The sequence below is a fragment of the Actinokineospora sp. genome, from assembly GCF_052390155.1.
GTDB lineage: Bacteria > Actinomycetota > Actinomycetes > Mycobacteriales > Pseudonocardiaceae > Actinokineospora.
On sequence record NZ_JBQTHF010000118.1, the window covers coordinates 1 to 18,025 of the forward strand.

At 71.7% G+C, this 18,025-nt stretch carries 16 protein-coding genes and 1 rRNA gene; 7 read left to right on the plus strand and 10 right to left on the minus strand.

All coding sequences use genetic code 11. The annotated features are described in order from the left end of the window. Both rrf and ACT4N7_RS28030 read left to right on the plus strand, forming a co-directional pair. Nucleotides 1-87, plus strand: a 5S ribosomal RNA gene (rrf, locus tag ACT4N7_RS28025); the annotation flags it as partial. A 78-nt stretch (nucleotides 88-165) separates the two neighbouring features. Next, nucleotides 166-1,020, plus strand: a complete 855-nt coding sequence (locus ACT4N7_RS28030; protein ID WP_444831878.1) for a carbohydrate kinase family protein — start codon at nucleotides 166-168, stop codon at nucleotides 1,018-1,020. A gap of 59 nt (nucleotides 1,021-1,079) precedes the next feature. Here ACT4N7_RS28030 and ACT4N7_RS28035 read toward each other — a convergent pair whose 3' ends face one another. Then, nucleotides 1,080-2,003: a GNAT family N-acetyltransferase gene (locus ACT4N7_RS28035; protein ID WP_444831879.1), complete on the minus strand. Its 924-nt coding sequence runs from the start codon at nucleotides 2,001-2,003 to the stop codon at nucleotides 1,080-1,082. 157 nt (nucleotides 2,004-2,160) lie between these two features. Here ACT4N7_RS28035 and ACT4N7_RS28040 point away from each other — a divergent pair, with 157 nt between their 5' ends. Further along, nucleotides 2,161-2,721, plus strand: coding sequence for an isochorismatase family protein (locus ACT4N7_RS28040; RefSeq protein ID WP_444831880.1), 561 nt, complete (start codon nucleotides 2,161-2,163; stop codon nucleotides 2,719-2,721). A 96-nt stretch (nucleotides 2,722-2,817) separates the two neighbouring features. Here the strand turns inward: ACT4N7_RS28040 and ACT4N7_RS28045 are convergent, their stop codons facing one another. The 5 genes from ACT4N7_RS28045 to ACT4N7_RS28065 all read right to left on the minus strand — a co-directional run bounded on the left by ACT4N7_RS28045 (nucleotide 2,818) and on the right by ACT4N7_RS28065 (nucleotide 9,158). After that, entirely contained in the window at nucleotides 2,818-4,416 is a 1,599-nt protein-coding gene (locus ACT4N7_RS28045) for a glycosyl hydrolase family 18 protein (RefSeq protein ID WP_444831881.1), read from the minus strand. Between the two features lie 143 nt (nucleotides 4,417-4,559). Beyond that, nucleotides 4,560-6,056, minus strand: a complete 1,497-nt coding sequence (locus ACT4N7_RS28050) for a glycoside hydrolase family 3 N-terminal domain-containing protein (protein ID WP_444831882.1) — start codon at nucleotides 6,054-6,056, stop codon at nucleotides 4,560-4,562. After that, the gene (locus ACT4N7_RS28055) at nucleotides 6,056-6,883 is read right to left on the minus strand and encodes a carbohydrate ABC transporter permease (protein ID WP_444831883.1); all 828 of its coding nucleotides are present in this window, start codon (nucleotides 6,881-6,883) and stop codon (nucleotides 6,056-6,058) included. Before ACT4N7_RS28055 ends, ACT4N7_RS28050 begins: the two co-directional genes overlap by 1 nt. A 2-nt stretch (nucleotides 6,884-6,885) precedes the next feature. Next, nucleotides 6,886-7,860 (minus strand): carbohydrate ABC transporter permease, encoded by a 975-nt coding sequence (locus ACT4N7_RS28060; protein ID WP_444831884.1) that lies wholly within the window; start codon nucleotides 7,858-7,860, stop codon nucleotides 6,886-6,888. Nucleotides 7,861-7,871: 11 nt separating this feature from the next. Further along, on the minus strand, nucleotides 7,872-9,158 hold the full coding sequence (locus ACT4N7_RS28065) for a sugar ABC transporter substrate-binding protein (RefSeq protein WP_444831885.1): 1,287 nt from the start codon (nucleotides 9,156-9,158) through the stop codon (nucleotides 7,872-7,874). A gap of 140 nt (nucleotides 9,159-9,298) precedes the next feature. Between ACT4N7_RS28065 and ACT4N7_RS28070 the strand changes: the two genes are divergently transcribed. Further along, the gene (locus ACT4N7_RS28070; RefSeq protein ID WP_444831886.1) at nucleotides 9,299-10,072 is read left to right on the plus strand and encodes a GntR family transcriptional regulator; all 774 of its coding nucleotides are present in this window, start codon (nucleotides 9,299-9,301) and stop codon (nucleotides 10,070-10,072) included. A gap of 71 nt (nucleotides 10,073-10,143) precedes the next feature. On the opposite strand, the gene ACT4N7_RS28075 is transcribed toward ACT4N7_RS28070, so the two are convergent. From ACT4N7_RS28075 to ACT4N7_RS28090, 4 genes are all read right to left on the minus strand, one after another. Continuing rightward, nucleotides 10,144-11,649, minus strand: coding sequence for a beta-N-acetylhexosaminidase (locus ACT4N7_RS28075; protein ID WP_444831887.1), 1,506 nt, complete (start codon nucleotides 11,647-11,649; stop codon nucleotides 10,144-10,146). 104 nt (nucleotides 11,650-11,753) lie between these two features. Next, on the minus strand, nucleotides 11,754-12,026 hold the full coding sequence (locus tag ACT4N7_RS28080; RefSeq protein ID WP_444831893.1) for a beta-propeller fold lactonase family protein: 273 nt from the start codon (nucleotides 12,024-12,026) through the stop codon (nucleotides 11,754-11,756). A gap of 82 nt (nucleotides 12,027-12,108) precedes the next feature. Next, on the minus strand, nucleotides 12,109-13,692 hold the full coding sequence (locus tag ACT4N7_RS28085; protein ID WP_444831888.1) for an N-acyl-D-amino-acid deacylase family protein: 1,584 nt from the start codon (nucleotides 13,690-13,692) through the stop codon (nucleotides 12,109-12,111). A 3-nt stretch (nucleotides 13,693-13,695) separates the two neighbouring features. Further along, on the minus strand, nucleotides 13,696-14,991 hold the full coding sequence (locus tag ACT4N7_RS28090; protein WP_444831889.1) for an alanine racemase: 1,296 nt from the start codon (nucleotides 14,989-14,991) through the stop codon (nucleotides 13,696-13,698). 110 nt (nucleotides 14,992-15,101) lie between these two features. On the opposite strand from ACT4N7_RS28090, the gene ACT4N7_RS28095 reads away from it, so the two are divergent. From ACT4N7_RS28095 to ACT4N7_RS28105, 3 genes are all read left to right on the plus strand, one after another. Further along, nucleotides 15,102-16,091 (plus strand): sugar kinase, encoded by a 990-nt coding sequence (locus ACT4N7_RS28095; protein WP_444831890.1) that lies wholly within the window; start codon nucleotides 15,102-15,104, stop codon nucleotides 16,089-16,091. After that, nucleotides 16,088-16,843: an IclR family transcriptional regulator gene (locus ACT4N7_RS28100; protein WP_444831891.1), complete on the plus strand. Its 756-nt coding sequence runs from the start codon at nucleotides 16,088-16,090 to the stop codon at nucleotides 16,841-16,843. Before ACT4N7_RS28095 ends, ACT4N7_RS28100 begins: the two co-directional genes overlap by 4 nt. A gap of 120 nt (nucleotides 16,844-16,963) precedes the next feature. Continuing rightward, entirely contained in the window at nucleotides 16,964-17,902 is a 939-nt protein-coding gene (locus tag ACT4N7_RS28105) for a sporulation protein (RefSeq protein WP_444831892.1), read from the plus strand. Nucleotides 17,903-18,025 lie beyond the last annotated feature (123 nt).

The window sequence follows — 18,025 nt, forward strand, 5'->3', positions numbered from 1 at the left end:
GGTCCCATCCCGAACCCGGAAGCTAAGCCTGCCAGCGCCGATGGTACTGCACTCGCGAGGGTGTGGGAGAGTAGGACGCCGCCGGACAAAAGTTGCAGGGTGCCCCCTGTTCGCGGAACACGCGAACAGGGGGCACCTTTGCGTTCACACTGCGATTATGGGCGCGTGAGTGGACTGAAAGTGTTCGTCGCCGGGCCGGTCTCCTGGAACCAGCTTGTGCGGGTGGACCGATTGCCGCAGGCTCGGCCGCATACCGCGTTCGCGCGGGGACACCGATACGCGATCGGCGGTACCTCGGCGGGGAAAGCACTCAACTTCGCCGGATTGGGCGCGCACGTCACCCTGCGCACTGTCGTCGGTAATGACGAAGCCGGGCGGTTGATCACCGATACGTTGACGGCGGCCGGAATCGACGTCATTGCCGAGATCGTGCCCGGGCCCAGTGAACGGCACCTCAATCTGATGGACCCCGAGGGCGGTCGAGTCTCCCTCTACCTCGAACTCCCGGAACTGGCCGAGGCGCGCCATGACGAGCGGGCCGTCGAAGCGCTGGCGGCCGCCGACGCGGCGGTGCTCGACTTGGCCGACCACGTCCGGCCCCTGCTGGGCGAGGCTCGAACCGCAGGCGTGCCCATCTGGTGCGACATCCACGACTACGACGGCTCGGCGGCCTTCCACCGCGACTTCATCGACGCCGCCCAGTACCTGTTCCTCAACTCCGACGGCATGGCCGATCCGGTGTCGCTGCGCCGTTTCCTGGCCGACCGTGTCGATCGGGGGACGAGCGTGGCCGTCGCGACCCTCGGCGCTGCCGGAGCCACCGCGCTCTCGGCGGCCGGAACGTGGCAGGACGTCGCGGCCGAGCCGGTCGAGCGGATCGTGGACACCAACGGCGCGGGCGACGCCTTCTTCGCCGGTTTCCTCATGGCGCACACGGCAGGCCATGACCTGCGCGCCGCACTGCTCGCGGGCACCCGCCAGGCGGCCCGCTGCCTGGCGTCGCCAGACCTGGCTCCCTGACAGGGGACGACTCGGATGGTGAAGGGCTCGGATGGTGAAGGGCTCGGATGGTGGAGGGCTCAGGGCAGGCGCAGTTCGGCGTATACCTTGTCGCCGGCTTGAGTGAAGGTGGCGCCGCAATTGCGAAGGGCGCCCACAGCGGCGGTGTTGCCCGCTGTGGTGTCCGCGATGATCGTGTGCACACCGGTTGCCGCGGCTTCGGTTAGCAGGGCGCGTACGGCGGCCGTGCCGATTCCCCTCCCGCGCGCTGAGCGGCCGAGCCACATGCCTGTCTCCGCCGTCCCGGACGACAGCAAGGTCAGGCGGATCATGCCGGTCAGGGTGCCCGCGCACTCGATGCCGTACCTGAGCGTGCCCTGCGACTTGCCGAAGTCGCGGTCATAGAAGTCACGGAAGGCGGTGCGGGTGGTGCGGGTCCAGCCGGGCGGGCCGGGGAGTGGGGGCAGGACCTCGGTCGGCTCGGTCTCGCGGACCGCCAGCGCGAGCAGTCGCTCCGTCGCGGACTCGTCCAGCGGCACCAGGCGAACTCTCGGTTGCGGTGGGCCGTCTGTGACGGCTGCGTGCACGCGGGTCAGGAAGCGGTGGACCGTGGCCAGCTCATCGTCGTCGAAGGCGGTGGTGGTGTCGGCCAGGGTGGTGATCACGCCGCCCAGGAAAGAACTGACCAGGGCGGCTGCTTGCTCGTGGACCGACAGCAGCACCCGCCTGCGGTCGCCGCTGTCCCGGGTCCGGCTGACGTGTCCGGCGCGGACGAGTCGGTCGACCAGGGCGGTGACCGACGCCGAGTTCAGCCCGAGCTGTGCGCTCAGCCACCCCGGCGTCGCGGGCAGCCCGGCCCGCCGCGCGTCGAGCAGGTGGATCAGGGCGCGCAGGTCGGTCGGGTGCAACCGGTGTGCCGCCGCGAACTCCGCACCCATCAGGTCCAGCCGCACGGTGATCCGGCGCAGCAGGTGGACCAGCTCCAGGCGCGGGTCGTCCTCCATTCGACACCCCTCCTTCGGTTGTCAAGTATCTCGACGGTCTAGGCATATCGCAAACCGTGTTCGACCTGCGCTTTCTGGAAGTGACCACCACCACGTGACGGGAGGTATCATTGAGGTTAGGCTAACCTAACTAATCTCCTGGAGAGGGGTCCGCGCCATGAGCCTGCCGGTAGTCGAGCCGTACGACATGTCCGCCGCGTCTCGGCTGCCGCGTGCCGCGGTCGCCTGGTGCGCGCGGCCGGAACGCGCGGTCCTGCTCATCCACGACCTGCGCAACGAACTGGTCGACGCGTTCGATCCCGGCCGCTCACCGATGGTGGAGCTGGTGCACAACCTCGGCAAGCTCCGCGACACGTGCCGTGAACTCGGCGTCCCGGTGGTCTACTCCGCGTGCCCGGACATCGGCGCCGTCGACGCGCTGGCACCCAAGGCCGCCGACACCCGGCTCGACGGCCACTTCTACCCGGCGCTGCGCGACCTGCTCGACCGGCACGGCCGCGACCAGCTCATCGTGACCGGCGTCCGCGCGCACGCGGCGTGCCTGATGGCCGCCGCCGGGTCGCACCTGGCCGGGGTGCAGGTGTTCGCGGTGGCCGACGCGGTGGTCGATGTGTCGCTCGACCACCACCGCGCCGCCGTGCGCGGGGCGGCCGACTGCGGCGCGATGATCACCGCCACCGGCCAGGCGATCGGCCAGCTTCTCGGCGTACTGTCCTGATCGGACCGAAACTGATCCATAGTGGACAATGAACGGCCGCCCGGGGAACCCGGGCGGCCGCCCACATCCGGTCCGTCCCGACCGGAGTTCTGGTGACTAGCCGCGCAGCGCGCTGATCAGCTCACCGTTGGTGGTGTCGCCGGACAGTTCCCAGAAGAACAGGCCGCCGAGGCCCTGCCGGCCCGCGTAGCCCCGCTTCCCGGCGATGGTCGACGGGGTGTCGTAGCTCCACCACTGGTTGCCGCAGTGCGCGTACGCCGTGCCCGCGACAGTGCCGTTCGCGGGGCAGCGGGTCTTGAGCACCTTGTAGTCCTCGATCCCCTGCTCGTAGGTGCCCGGTCCGGCGCCGGTCGCCGTGCCGCCCGGTGCGGACTGGGTGACGCCGGTCCAGCCGCGGCCGTAGAAACCCACGCCCAGCAACAGCTTGCTCGCGGGCACGCCCTTGCCCTTGAGCTTCTGGATCGCCGCGTCGGAGTTGAAGCCCTGCTGCGGGATTCCGGCGTACGAGGTGAGCGGGGAGTGCGGGGCCGTCGGACCCTGTGCCGCCCAGGCACCGAAGAAGTCGTAGGTCATCGGCAGGTACCAGTCGACGTACTGCGCTGCGCCGCCGTAGTCGGCGGCGTCGATCTTGCCGCCCGCCGAGCCGTCGGCGGTGATCGCGGCGGTGATCAGGTTGTTCGTCCCGAACCGCGACCGCAGCGCGCCCATCAGGTTCTTGAACGCCGCCGGGCCGCTGGTGTCGCAGCTCAGCCCGCAGGCGTTCGGGTACTCCCAGTCGATGTCGATGCCGTCGAACACGTCGGCCCAGCGCGGGTCCTCCACCAGTCGGTGGCAGGATTCGGCGAACGCGGCCGGGTTCGCCGCCGCCTGGCCGAAGCCGCCCGACCAGGTCCAGCCGCCGAAGGAGAAGATGACCTTCAGGTGCGGGTACATCCGCTTGAGCTTGCGGAACTGGTTGAAGCTGCCGCGCAGGGGCTGGTCCCACGTGTCGGCCACGCCGTCGACGCTGTCCGCGGCGGCGTATGCCTTGTCGTAGTCGGCATAGCTGTCACCGATCGTGCACTGTCCATTCTGGACGTTGCCGAAGGCGTAGTTGATGTGGGTCAGCTTCGCCGCGGACCCGCTCGTGTGGATGTTCTTCACGTGGTAGTTGCGCCCGTAGACGCCCCACTGCGCGAAGTACCCGATCACCTTGGACCCCGGCGGCTGGGGCGGGGTGGTCGTACTGGTCGGCGTGGTGGTGGTCGGCGGGGTGGTGGTCGTGGTGGTCGGTGTCGTGGTGGTGGTCGGCGGGGTGCCGCCCGTGCACGCCGCGCCGTTCAGGGTGCAGTTGGCGGGCGAGCCCGCCCCCGCGGCGACGAAGCCGAACGAGGCTGTCCCGCCCGCGGGGATCGAGCCGTTCCACGACAGGTTGGTGAATTTGTGGTGGTTGCCGGTCTGGGTGCGCTGCGCGTCCCAGGAGGAGGAGATGGACGACCCGGCGGGCAGGTCGAACTCGACGGTCCAACTGGCGAGTGTGGTGGTGCCGCCATTGCGGATCGTGTACTTGGCTTCCCAGCCCGACCCCCAGTCGGAGGTCTTCTGGAACTCGGCGGTGGGGCTGCCCGCACCGTTGGCGGGTGCGGCGACTATCCCCAGTGTGACGGTGGCCGCGGCCACCAGTGCTGCGGCTAGATGCCATCGGGTTCTGGACATTGTTCACCTCGAAGGAGAGCAGGGACAACAGCAACGACACTGTCTACTGTGGTCCAGACCGGACGGCTGAGAAGGTCTAGACCAATGATCCGTCCAGGGGAGCAGGAGCGCTACCCGGATGGATCGCTCGTGGGCGCACGCGGCTACCGTGGTGCGGGCGCGGGTTCCCTCGGTCTCGCTGCCCCCGGGGTGGCGGACCGGGCGAGCAGTTCGGCCGCCGCGCGCAGGCAGGCCCAGGAACCGCCGTGGGTGTCGATTCGACCGGCAGTGCCCAGATCCGGTCCGGGCGCGCCGGTTTCCACATGCACCACCGTGTCGGCGACGCGCACCAGGTCGGCCACCAGGGCGCGGACCGCCGGATGCCGGTGTGCGTCCCGAGTGGCGACCACGACCACGCGGTGTCTGCGGACGGCCGCCGGCAGGGGACCGGGATCGGTGGCGCGCAGGAGCGTGGCGCCGGGCACCAGTTCCGCCAGGTGCGGGCCCAGCCCCCAGGGCACCGGCCCCGCCGCGATGGTCGGGTCGACCTCGACATCGACCACCAGCGGGTGCGCCGACAGTGGTGGGATGCCGTTGGCGCGCAATGCTTTCCGGGCGACGGCGAGTCCCAGGTCGAGTTCGCTCCCGGCCGTGACACCGCCCGCGGCCCGCGTGCCCAGGGATCGGGTGCGGGCCGCGGCCTCGGCCAGCCGGTGTTCGGCGAGGGTGCCCGCGCGCACTTCGGCGGTGATGCGGTCGACGATGGCGGCCACCGCGTCGGCGTCGGCGATCTCGCCGCCGACGCACAGGGTGTCGGCGCCCGCGCGAAGAGCGCGCACGGCGGCGTCGGCCAATCCCGCCGCGTTGCCGAGATGTCCCGCCACCGCGCCCATTTCCAGCGCGTCGGTGACCACGGCGCCTGCGAAGCCCAGTTCGCCACGCAGTACCGTGCCGATCGCGATCGGGTTGACCGTGGCCGGTTCCGGGCCCCAGGCGGGCACGACCAGGTGTCCGGTCATCACCGCGCGCACCCCCGCCGCGATGGCCGCGCGGAACGGCACCAGTTCGGCCGCGCGCAGCTCGGCAGGCGTGCGGGGCAGCACCGGCAGGGTGTAGTGGGAGTCCGATGTGGACGCACCGTGGCCGGGGAAGTGCTTGGCGCAGGCCGCGACCCCGGTGCGCTGCAGGCCGCGCACCCAGGCGCCGACGTGCGCGCCCGCCGCGTACGGGTCGGAGCCGAAGGCCCGCACGCCGATGATCGGGTCGTCCAGGGTGAGGGTCAGATCCGCGCACGGCGCCAGGTTCACCGTCACCCCACAGGCGGCGAGCCGGGCGCCGAGCGCGGTCCCCACCTCGGTGGTGAGCCCGAGGTCGCCCGCGGCGGCGAGTGCCAGCGGGCCGGGAAGCCTGCTGCCGGTGCGCGCGTCGAGCCGGGTGACGTCGCCGCCCTCCTCATCGGTGCCGATGACGACGTCCCCGCGTTCGGCGCGCAACCGCGCGGTCAGCCTGGCCACCTGGTCGTCGTCGATCACGTTGCGGCCGAACAGAACCACGCCGCCGAGCCCGGCGGCGACCCTGGCGCGCACCCAGTCGGGGGCGGTGGTCCCGGCGAAACCGGGCAGCAGCACGGCTTCGGCGAGCGCGCGCACGTGCTCGGCCATCAGCCCTTCACCGCGCCCGCGGTCGCGCCCGAGACGAGCTTGCGCTGCACCAGCATGAAGAAGATCAGCGCGGGCACCGCGTAGATCACCGACGCGGCCATGATCCCGCCCCAGTCGGTGCCGAACGCCGTGCGGAACGAGGAAAGCCACACCGGCAGCGTCTGTTTCGACTGGTCGCGCATGAACACCAGCGCGTAGAGGAACTCGTTCCACGCGGTCACGAAGCTGAACACCGAGGTGGCGACCAGACCGGGACCCAGCAGTGGCAGCGTGACCCGGCGGAACACTCCCCACCGGCCACATCCGTCGACCATCGCGGCCTCCTCCAGTTCGATCGGGATGCCCTTGACGAACCCGCGCAGCGTCCAGATCGTGAACGGCAGCGTGAACGCCACGTACACCAGCAGCAGCGAGGCCAGTGTGTCGAGCAGGTCGGCGTCGCGCATGATCAGGTACATCGGCACGAACAGCGCTTCCAGCGGCGCGAGTTGCGCCACCAGCACCAGCAGCACGAACCCGCGTCGGCCGGTGAACCGCAGGCGTGCCAACGGAACCGCGGCCAGCAGGCCCGCCACCAGCGCGCAGGCGACCGCGCCGAGGGTCACGATGAGACTGTTCGTCAGGAACGTGGTGAAGCCGACCTTGGTGATCGCCGTGGTGAAGTTGTCGAGCGTCGCCGACAGCGGGATCAGGTCGTACTCGGGGGACAGGATCTGCGCGGGCGTCTTGAGCGCGGTGGTGAACATCCAGTAGGTGGGGAAGAAGAACACGGCCGCGACGACCAGGCCGAGCGCGGCGAGCGCGGCGCGCTGTGGTCGGGTTTTCATCGCTACAGCTCCGATTCCTGCGAGCGGACCAACAGTCGCAGGTACCGCCAGGTGACCGCGACCAGCACGATCAGCATCAGCACCGCGACCGCGGCGGCGAGGCCGAAGTGGCTGCCGGAGATGCCCTTGAGGTAGAGCAGCACCGGCAGGGTGGTGCTCTCGCCGTCGGGGCCGCCCTGTCTGATCGCCCAGACCTGGGTGAAGACCTTGAAGTCCCACAGCACCGACAGGAACACCACCATGGTCAGCAGCGGGCGCAGCGCGGGCCAGCTCACCGCCTGGAACGCCTGCCACGGCGACGCGCCGTCGATGCTCGCGGCCTCGTAGAGGTCCCTCGACGCGCTGAGCAGTCCGGCGTAGAGGGTGAAGGCCACGAACGGCACGGCCTGCCACAGGATGAGCAGCCCGATGACGGTGAGCGTGCTCGTCCCGCTGGCGAACCACGAGTGGCCCTGGAAGGAGTCGAAACCCAGCGCCACCAACGTCTTGTTGAGAATCCCGTACTGCTGGTCGAAGATCCACTGGAATACCGTGGTGGTGGCGATGATCGGCGTCGCCCAGGCGAGCACCAGGCTGACCTGGAGCGCGATCCGCACCGCGGGGCTCAAGTGTCGCATGAGGACGGCCACGCCGAGTCCGATGAGGACAGTGCAGGCGACGCAGGCCGCGGTGAACACCACCGTGCGCAGGCCGATGACCCAGAACTCCGGGTCGGACAGGATCTCGGTGTAGTTGTCGAACCCGACCCAGACCACCTCGCCGCGGACCAGTTCGCCGAGGTCGAGCTTGCGGAAACTGATCCCCAGCACCTGCAGCGCGGGCCAGCCCAGCAGGGCCACCAGCACGAGCACGGCGGGCGCGAGCATCAGGTAGGGCAGGGCCAGTTCGGACAGGGGGCGGCGGACCCGGCGGCGGGGGCCGGGCCGTACCGCCTGCGGGGTCCCCGCAGGCGCCACGGTGGTCACGGTCGATGTCATCGGTGTCCCGATCAGCTCGCGAACGCCTTGTTCAGCGCGGCGTTGGCGTCGGAGGTGGCCTGGTCGATGCTCTTGGCGCCGGTCAAGTACGCGGTGAGCATGTCCTTGAGCGGGTTCTGGCCCGCCTCGATGGTCGCCCAGCCCGGCGTGGCCGGGACGGCCTTGCCGTTCTTGGACGCCTTCGCCATGGCCGCGTTCACCGGGTCGCGCTCCAGCGCGCTGACGTCGCTAGACGTGCCGGGGATCATCCCGGCCTTGGCGAACGCGCCCTGGTACTTGGCGCTGGACATCAGCTTCAGGTAGTCCTTGGCGAGATCCTGGTCCTGGGAATTGGCCGGGATCGCCAGGTTCGAGCCGCCCTGGAAGACCGGCGCGGGGGTGCCGGAGTTCTTCGAGGGGATGGGAAACGCCGAGGTCAGCGTCTTGATGGTCGGGTCGCTCTTGGCCGCGGTCGCGACCTCCCACGGCAGCCCGATGACCATCGCGACCTTGCCCTGGCCGTAGATGCCGGCCTGCTCGGGGGTCTGCTCGTCGGCGTCCTTGGGCGCCTTCGTGCCCGACGCCTCCACGAGCTGCTTGTAGAACTCCAGACCCGCCTTGGCCTGCGGGCTGTCGAGGGTGGCGGTGAACTTGGTGCCCTCGCTCCTGGCGATGTCGCCGCCCTCGTCGTAGATGAACGACAGCAGGGTGTACCAGTTCTGGCCGGGCAGGTAGAGCGCCTGGAAGTCGGGGTCGGCCCCGAATTTGGCCCTGAGCTTGGTGATCGCGTCGAGCCACTCCTGGCGTGAGGCGGGCGGCGCGGTGATGCCCGCCTGCTCGAACATGTCCTTGCGGTAGAGCACCATCCGGTTGGCCGCGTAGAACGGCACCGCGTACTGCTTGCCGTCCCAGGACCCGGAGTCCTTGAGGCTGCCGAGCCACTGGTCGCTGTTGAAGTCCTTGCCCGCGGCGGTGACGTCGAGCAGGACGTTCGCCGCGGCGAACTTCGGCGCCTGGGTATTGCCCAGCTCGATCACGTCCGGGGCGTCGTTGCCTGCCAGCGCGGTGGTCAGCTTGTCCTGGATGCCGTTCCACTGCTGGACTTCGTAGCGGACCGTGACGTCCTTGTGAGTCTCCTGGAACTCCTTGTGCAGCGCGTCGGTGAGGTCGGTGGGCGCCGACCCGTTCATCAGCCACACGGTCAGCGTGCGGGGGCCCGCGGCGGCGGAATCGCCGCCGGAGCTGCCCGATCCCGCGCAGCCCGCGACCGCCAGCGCGACCGCGATACCCCCCACCATCGACTTCGACCAACTTCTCACCGTTACCGCCTTCCGAACGCCGCCCCCGTGCCGCCAAGGGGCGTGGGACTTGAGTGGTTTAGACCATTTTGATTAGAGTGGTCCGTAGTTCTCGGGCTTGTCAAGACAAATACCCAATTCGACATCGAGCAAGGAACCTCATGGCTGCGAGCCTGCCTGGCGGCGGTGCCGAAGAGGCCGGGGAAAACGGCCGGAAATCGCCGCGGACGCCCAAGCACTGGGCACTCAAAGAGCGGCTGGCGGAACTGGTGCGGGGGCTGCCGCCGGGCCGGTCGCTGCCCGGGGAACGGGTTCTCGCGGTCGAGCACGGCGTGTCCAGGAGCACGCTGCGCCGGGCGCTGGCCGAGCTGACGGCGGAGGGCAGGCTGACCCGGGTGCAGGGCATCGGGACGTTCGCGGGGGAGGGCAAGCTGACCCAGCGGCTGCGGTTGTCCTCCTACACCGAGGACATGCGCGGCCACGGGCGGCACCCGACCGCCGCCCTGCTCGACGCCAGTATCGGCGCCGCGGACCCGGAATTGGCTCTGCGCCTGGGAATCCGCTCCGGCGACGACGTGCTGCGGCTGCGCCGACTGCGCCGGGCGGACGGCGAGCCGATGGCGATCGAGACCGCGCGGCTGCCACTGGGCCGGTTCCCCGGCCTGGCGCACCACGTCGGCGACGGGTCCCTCTACCGGGTGCTGTGGGAGCGGTACGGGGTGGCGCTCGACCACGCCGAGGAGACCATCGAGACCGCGCTCGCCGCCCCCGCCGAGGCGGCGTTGCTCGGCACCGATGTCGGCGCGCTGCTGCTGTTGTTGTCGCGGCATTGTTTCGATACCGAGGGGCGGCCCGTGGAATGGGTGCGCTCGGTTTATCGCGGCGACCGCTACAAATTCGTCGCTACTCTGGTCGCGCCGCGTACGGAGAATTGACGCCACTGAATTCGGGCGGGCTGTTTCGGGGTGGGCGGCTCCTCGTCTTCTCGGTGCGGATGGCGGGGTAGTCACCGGTCGGCGCGCACGCGGCCGGGGACCCCGGGTCTGCGCTGCCAGGGGTGCGGCCCCGACAGCGGCCGGTACTCCACCCCGAGCGCGTCGAGTCGGGGCAGGTGGTGGGTCGCGACGCGGTCCAGGAACTCGGCCGGGTCGCGGCCCGCCCGTGGACTCCACACCACCTCGGCGAACGCGGCCAGCCGGGGAAAGGCCGCGTAGTCGAGCCCGCGCGGGGAGTCCAGGTGCTCGGACCAGAGTTGCGCCTGCGCGCCCAGCACCCGGTCGTGCGCGGTCGCGGGCAGCGCCGCCGGGATCGGCTCGTAGCCGTACACGTCGGCCAGGGTGCGCCGGTAGCCGACCGGGATCGGCTCGTCGGGGTCGTCGGACTGCCGGTGGTCGAGGTACACGTGCTGCTCAGGGCACATCACCACGTCGTGGCCCGCCAGCGCGGCGGCGACGCCCGCCGCCTCGCCGCGCCAGGACGCCACGATCGCGTCCGGCGGCAGCGCGCCCGCGACCTCGTCCCAGCCGAGCGCGCGCCTGCCTCGGGTCGCCAGGTGCCCGGCGAGGGCGCCGACGAACCAGCCGTGCAGCGCGTCGACGGAGTCCAGGCCCAGATCGGCGGCCCGCTGCTGGACCGCCGGGCTCGCGTGCCACTGGGTGGTCGGCACCTCGTCGCCGCCCAGGCAGACCACGGGGGAGTCGAAGACGTCGGCCACGTGATCGAGGACCGTGCGATAGAAGTCCACAGTGGACTCCGACGGGGTCAGCACGTGTTCGCTGACGCCCCAGGCGTGCCACACCGGCACCGGGTCGCCGGTGACGCCCAGCTCCGGGTAGGCCGCGATCGCCGCCTGGCTGTGGCCGGGTACGTCGATCTCGGGCACCACGGTCACGTGCCGGGCGCGGGCGTGGGCGACGATCTCGCGCAGGTCGTCGGTCGAGTAGAAACCGCCGTGCGGCCGACCGTCGTGGGTCGGGTCGCCGTCAGGCCGCCTGCCCGTCCACGAACCCGCGCGCCACGCGCCGACCTCGGTCAGCCTCGGGTACGCGGGCACCTCGACCCGCCAGCCCTGGTCGTCGGTGAGGTGCAGGTGCAGCACGTTGAGCTTGTGCGCGGCCATCAGGTCGAGGAAGCGCAGCACCGCGGCCTTGGGCAGGAAGTGCCGGGCCACGTCGAGCAGGACGCCGCGCCAGCCGAACCGGGGGTGGTCCTCGATCTCGCCGCACGGCAGCGTCCACGGCCCGCGGTGGATGTCCGCCGCCCGGAACGCGTCCGGGCCGAGCAGTTGACGCACCGTCTGGCAGGCGTGGAACGCGCCCGCCGCGTCGGCGGCGACCCCGCGCACGCCATCGGGTGTGATGGAAAGTCGGTATGCCCCGGGATGTGGCAGCCGGGCCGGGTCGAGCGCCACGCTGGCGGGGTCTGTCGCCGTGACGACGGACGCCACCGTGCACCTGCCGGGTCCCGGTCGGACCCGAACCGGCCGGGGGAGCAGGGCATCGAAGCTGGTCATCCCCGGCCTCTCCAGAATTGTTGCGCGATGTGCAACGAAGGTTTCACTGGTAGCAATGTATTGGATGGTAGAACGGCCGCCCGGTGGGCACAAGGTGTGCCGGGTCAGGTGAACGCCACCATCGCGGCGCCACGCACCGTGACACTCCCGGCCGGTGCGCCGAGCGCGCCGGAGCCCGGATCGCGCGGCAGCCAGGTGACCGAACCGGCGTGCTGATTGGCGGCGTAGAGCCAGAAACCGGTCGGGTCGACGGCGCAGTGTCGCGGCCGCGCCCCGCTCGCCGAGGATGTAGGCGCGGCGTCCGCGTCGAGTCGGTGCGTCGTGACGGTGCCGTCGGTGTAGTGCGCGGTGAGCAGGAATCGGTCGTGTACGGCCAGATGCGTCGAGGTCGCCGGTCCCGCGGATCGGCTTGGCCGACCACGAGTCCGTCACCGCCGAGGGTTCCGATGTAGACGGTCGTCACGGCGGTGTCCGGCGGATCGAGCGGCCCGGCAGCGCGCCGGTCGGGCGGCTGCCCGCGATCACCGGGACGCCGTTGACGAGCACGTGTTCGACGCCGACGGCCGCGCTGCGCGGGTTGTCGAAGGTCGCGGTGTCGGTGATGGTGTCCGGGTCGAACAGGACCAGGTCCGCCGCGTAGCCGACGCGCACCAGGCCCCGGTCGGTCAGCCGCAGCCTGCGGGCCGGCCTGCCGGTGAGGTGCGCGACGCACTCCGCGAGGCCGAGCACGCCCAGTTCGCGCACGTAGCGGCCCAGGTAGCGCGCGAAGGTGCCCCACGCGCGCGGGTGCGGCCGGTCGCCTACTAGCAGGCCGTCGCTGCCGCCGGTGTGCGCCGGGTGGGCCATGATGGCCCGCACATTGGCCTCGTCGCCCACGTGCATCAGGCACGACGTGCCCAGCCGCTCGCGCACCAGCACGTCCGCGACCAGCTCGAACGGCGCGATCCCTTGGCGGGCGGCCGATTCCGCGACACGGTGGCCGACGAGGTCGCGGTGCTCGGCCAGCCGCACGCCGTTGACCTCGATCGACCCCCAGTCGACCGGGACACCGTGGCAACCGTCCGAACCGGACTCCTCGACCGCGAACCGGATCCGCTCGCGGGTGTCCACATCGGACAGCCGGGCGAGCGTCGCGTCGAGCCCGCCCTCGGCGGCCCAACTCGGCAGCAGGGCGGACAAGTAGGTGGCGCCGGGTAGGTACGGGTAGGTGTCCAGGGTGAGGTCGCAGCCGTGCGCGGCCGCGTCGTCCAGCAGGGCCAGCAGTTCGCCCGCCCGGCCCGCGTTGACCGGGAAGTTCATCGTGGCGTGCGCCAGGTGCAGCGGGCAGCCCGAGCGCAGGCTCACCTCCACCATCTCGGCGTACGCGGCCACCGCGCCCGCGCCGTAGCTGCGGTGGTGCGGGCTGAAGTACCCGCCGTGCTCGGCGACCACCGCGCACAGCGCGACCAACTCGTCGGTGTCGGCATACATCCCGGGGGTATAGGTCAGCCCGGCGGACAGGCCGAGCGCGCCCTCCCGCAGGCCCCGCGCGGTGACCTCCCGCATCCGGTCCAACTCGGCGTCGGTCGGCAACCGGTCCGCCCAGCCCATGACCAGCATGCGCACCGTGCCGTGCGGCACCAGATAAACGGCGTTCACCGCGATGCCCCGGTCGAGCCGATCGAGATAGCCGCCGACGCCGCGCCAGTCCCAGTCGAACCCCGACGGGTCGCCGTTCCACCCCGCGAGCTGCTCGCGCAGCGCGGCGAGCGTGCGGTCGTCCACGGGCGCGTAGGACAGTCCGTCCTGGCCCAGCACCTCCAGGGTCACCCCCTGCGACACCTTCGCCAGGTGGTCCGGCTCGGCGAGCAGGCGCAGGTCGGAGTGCGAGTGCATGTCGACGAACCCGGGCGCGAGCACGAGTCCGGCGGCGTCGACCGGCCGTCCGCCGAGCCGGTGGCCGATCTCGGCGATCCGCCCGGCCGCGACCCGCACGTCGGCGCGGTAGCCGGGCGCGCCCGTGCCGTCGACGACGGTGGCGCCGCGGAACACGGTGTCGGCCACGGCTCAGAAGAAGGTCCGCACGAGGGCGACCACGGTCTCCCCGTCGGCCCCGGTCATCGGCAGCAGCGGCCACTTGTCGAACACCGTGCACGGGTGCGACAGGCCGAGCCCGACCCAGTCGCCCACCTCGACCCGTGCGCCCACGACCTGCATGAACGCGTGCTGGTCGTTGAGCGCGGTCACCCGGCACCCGGTCAACGGGCCGACGTCCGACGCGGTGCGCAGGAGTTGGGGCTCGGGCAGGTCGATGTCGTAGGGGACGTCGCGTTTGCCGACCGCGAGCAGCGCCAGGCCGGGCTCCGGCCGCGAGATCACCTGGGTCCACGCGCGCAGGGCAGAGCGCAGCGCGGGGACGCCGTCGAGCCGCCCGTGCGCGCCGAGCGGCGAGACGGCGCGGTAGTAGCCGTCGTCGTGGGTGATGTAGGCGCCGCCGCGCAGCACGGGGAGTACCGCGAGTCCGTCGGGCCACGGCGCGGTGAGCGCGTCGGCCACGAGGTCGAAGAACGCGCTCCCGCCCGCGGTGACGACCACCTGCTCGGTCTCGAACTGCCCGTGCAGCAAGGAAACCAGCTCGCGCAGCCGGGCGAGGTAGGCCGCGACGGCGTCGAGTCCGGCGGGAGTCGCGTGGATGGCGGCGGACCCCTCGTAGCCGCCGACACCCGCCAGCCGCAGGGCCGGGCTCGCGACGATCGCCGCCGCCACCGCCCGCGCGGTGTCCGCGTCGCGCGCGCCGGTTCGCCCGCCCGGCACGCCGATCTCGACCAGCACGTCGACAGGTCTGCGCGTGCCCGCGAGCGCTTCGGTCATCAGCTCGACCCCGCGCACCGAGTCCGCCCAGCACCAGAACTCGAACTCCGGGTCGCGGTCCAGCTCGGCGCCGAGCCAGGCCAGGCCCGCCGGGTCGAGGTAGGAGTTGGCCAGCAGCACCCGGCTCACGCCGAACGCCCGGTACACCCGGAGCTGGCCCGCCGTGGCCGCCGACAGCGCCCACGCGCCGTGGTCGAGCTGGCGGGCGAAGAGCTGCGGCGCCATGGTCGTCTTGCCGTGCGGGGCAAGGGCGAGCCCGCGCGCGGCGGTCCACTTCGCCATTGTGGCCAGGTTGTGCTCGACGGCGGCGTCGTCGAGCGCGACGATCGGACCGACGAACCCGTCGCGGAACAGTCCGAGCCGCGCGGCGATGGCCTCGTCGGCGGTGCGGCCGAACCAGGTGTGCGGGATCGACTTGAACCGCCAGTCGAGGCGCTCCTCGCCGAGCCGCGCCACGGCGGCCCGATCGAGACGCGCGGGGAGCGGAACCACTCAGCCTCCATTGCGTTGCACGCAACGACAAGTGCGCTATGTGATACGCAGTGTGTAGCATCGGTGGAGGCCGGTCAACGTCGCCCGCGGCCGGAGGGACGGTGCGCGTGGTGCCCGATGTGTTGTGCCTCGGCGAGTCGATGGCGCTGTTCGTCCCCGCCGAGGAGGGCCCCGCCGACCAGGTGCGCACCTGGGTCCGCACGGTCGGCGGCGCCGAGTCCAACGTCGCCTGCACGCTGGCCCAGCTCGGCGTGCGCGCGGGCTGGGTGAGCGCCGTCGGGGCCGACCCGTTCGGCCGCGCGGTGGTCGCCGCGGTGGCGGCCGCCGGGGTCGACGTCTCGCGGGTGCGCGTCGACCCGGAGCGCCCGACCGGGGTCTACATCAAGGAAAGCAACGCCGCGGGCAGCCCGGTGCGCTACTACCGGCACGGCTCGGCGGCGTCCGCCATGACGCCCGCGCTGCTGGCCGGGCTCGACCTCGACGGCGTGCGCGTGGTGCACCTCAGCGGGATCACCGCGGCGCTGTCACCGAGCTGTCTCGACCTGATGGGCGCGGTGATGGACCTGCCCCGGCGCGCGCACCGGGTGTCGTTCGACCTCAACTGGCGGCCCGCGCTGTGGGCGGGCGGCGACCGCGGCGTGCTGCGTGCGCTGGCCGCTCGTGCCGACATCGTGCTGGTCGGCGCGGACGAGGCGGCGGCCGTCTGGGGCACCGGGGTGCCCGCCGCCGTCCGCGCGCTGCTGCCCGAGCCCGAGACCCTGGTCGTCAAGCAGGGCGGCATCGGCGCCACCCTGATCGAGCGCGACCCGGCCACCGGCCGCGACCGCGCCGAGGTCTTCGGACCCGCGCTGCGGGTGGACATCGTCGAGCCGGTCGGCGCGGGCGACGCGTTCGCCGCCGGGTTCCTCGCCGCCTGGCTCGCGGGCGGCTCACCGTTGCGCAGACTGCGCGCCGGGCACCTGCAGGCCGCCGGTGTGCTGCGCACCCACCATGATGTGGCGGTCCCGCTGCCCAGGGAACTGGTCGCCGACCTGCTCGACGCCGACGCCGCGACCTGGGCCACCACCCACCTGACCGCACAGGGAGTCCGCCGAGGATGAGTCAGAGCCTCGACCGCGCGCTCACGCTGCTCTCCGCGCTCGCGGACGGCCCGCGCACCCTCGACCAGCTCGCCGCGGCCGCGGACGTGCACAAGACCACCGTGCTGCGGCTGATGCGCACCCTGGAGACCCACCGGTTCGTCCAGCGCGACGACCTGCGGCACTACCGGCTGGGCACCGCGTTGTTCGACCTCGCCAACCGCTCGCTCGACAGCCGCGACGTGCGCCGCAGCGCCGAGCCCGCGCTGCGCGAGCTGAACGAGCTGACCGGACACACCGTGCACCTGGCCAGCTACGAGGGCGGCGAGGTCGTCTACATCGACAAGTACGAGAGCCGCCACCAAGTTCGGATGTACTCCCGGATCGGCAAACGCGCCGCCCTGCACTGCACGGCCGTCGCGAAGGTGCTGGTCTCCGCGTTCGACGAGCCGCGCCGCCGGGAGATCGCCGAGTCGATCGAGTACGTCCGGCTGACCGAGAACACGATCACCACGGCTGAGGCGTACCTCGCCGAGCTGGCGGCGGTGGCCGAACGCGGCTACGCGCTGGACAACTCCGAGCACGAGGACTTCATCCACTGCGTCGCCGCGCCGGTTCGCGGGCAGCGGGGCGAGGTGCTGGCCGCGGTGTCGGTGTCGGTGCCCAAGATCTTGCTCGACTACGCCGGTCTGCTCGCGCTGGTCCCCGACCTGCTGCGCACCGCCGAGAAGGCGTCGCTGGCGTGCGGGTGGAGCGACGTAACGGATCGCTGACGGCAGACGACCCGGGAACCGACGGAACCCCGTGTCCGTTCGTGCGTCCGAAAGGGCAAATGTCCGTGGCTCTAAAGTGGCGCGACCACGGACGGCACGCGAAGAAGGAGAGACTTCCCGATGGTCTTCAAGAAGATGCTGCGGGCACTGGGTGTCGGCGGCCCGAGCGTCGACACCGTGCTGGCCGATTCCCGGGTGTATCCCGGCGGTGTGCTCGCGGGTGAGGTACGGATGACCGGCGGCGAGGAGGCGTGCGACATCGACTACGTCGCGCTGTCGCTGGTCACCCGGGTCGAGCGCGGCGAGGAGCAGGGCACTGCCCCGGTCGAGTTCGACCGGTCGGTGGTGTCGGGCCGCTTCTCCTTGGCCGCCAAGCAGGAGCGGGTGGTCCCGTTCCAGGTCACCGTGCCGTGGGAGGCGCCGATCACCGAGGTGTTCGGCAAGCACCTGCACGGCATGTCGCTGGGTCTGCGCACCGAGCTGGCCGTCGCCAAGGCGGTCGACAAGGGCGACCTCGACGCCGTGCACATCCAGCCGCTGCCCTCGCAGGCCGCGGTGCTGGCGGCGTTCGGGCGGCTCGGTTTCCAGTTCAAGGCCGCCGACCTGGAGGCGGGCCGCATCCACGGCGTGCACCAGCAGCTCCCGTTCTACCAGGAGATCGAGTTCTACCCGCCCGGGCACCTGGCCCGCGGCATCACCCAGGTCGAGCTGACCTTCGTCGCCGAGCCCGGCGGCATGGCCGTGGTGCTGGAGGCCGACCGGCGGGCGGGCCTGTTCACCGCGGGCGGCGACTCGTTCGGCCGCTTCCACGTCAGCCACGCCGATGCCGAGCGCACCGACTGGGAGGCGCGGATCTCCGAGTGGCTGACCCAGGTCGCGGGCAAGCGCCAGAGCCACTTCGGGGGCCACGGCGGTCATGGTGGGCACGGCGGTCACGGTGGGCACCGCGGCCCGGGCATCGGTGGGATGGTCGGCGGCCTGGCGGCCGGCGTCGTCGGCGGCATGGTCCTCGGCGAGGTCGTCGACGAGATGGGCGACGGCTTCTTCGGCGAGGACTGAGTTTTCGTGGCGGGCGGCCCGCGTGGGGTCGCCCGCCCCGGGTCGCCTCATGTCACCCGAGGTCCACGCGTTCTGTCGGAGCGGCCCCTGTGCTCGCTGACCACGATTCGCGCCCCCACGCAC

Bases quoted from the DNA above. Each gene is read 5' to 3' on its own strand.
- ACT4N7_RS28050 (WP_444831882.1), bottom strand. From the start codon at position 6,056: ATGGCCGAGCACGTGCGCGCGCTCGCCGAAGCCGTGCTGCTGCCCGGT.
- ACT4N7_RS28040 (WP_444831880.1), top strand. From the start codon at position 2,161: ATGAGCCTGCCGGTAGTCGAGCCGTACGACATGTCCGCCGCGTCTCGG.
- ACT4N7_RS28045 (WP_444831881.1), bottom strand. From the start codon at position 4,416: ATGTCCAGAACCCGATGGCATCTAGCCGCAGCACTGGTGGCCGCGGCC.
- ACT4N7_RS28055 (WP_444831883.1), bottom strand. From the start codon at position 6,883: ATGAAAACCCGACCACAGCGCGCCGCGCTCGCCGCGCTCGGCCTGGTC.
- ACT4N7_RS28070 (WP_444831886.1), top strand. From the start codon at position 9,299: ATGGCTGCGAGCCTGCCTGGCGGCGGTGCCGAAGAGGCCGGGGAAAAC.
- ACT4N7_RS28105 (WP_444831892.1), top strand. From the start codon at position 16,964: ATGGTCTTCAAGAAGATGCTGCGGGCACTGGGTGTCGGCGGCCCGAGC.
- ACT4N7_RS28075 (WP_444831887.1), bottom strand. From the start codon at position 11,649: ATGACCAGCTTCGATGCCCTGCTCCCCCGGCCGGTTCGGGTCCGACCG.
- ACT4N7_RS28100 (WP_444831891.1), top strand. From the start codon at position 16,088: ATGAGTCAGAGCCTCGACCGCGCGCTCACGCTGCTCTCCGCGCTCGCG.
- ACT4N7_RS28035 (WP_444831879.1), bottom strand. From the start codon at position 2,003: ATGGAGGACGACCCGCGCCTGGAGCTGGTCCACCTGCTGCGCCGGATC.
- ACT4N7_RS28060 (WP_444831884.1), bottom strand. From the start codon at position 7,860: ATGACATCGACCGTGACCACCGTGGCGCCTGCGGGGACCCCGCAGGCG.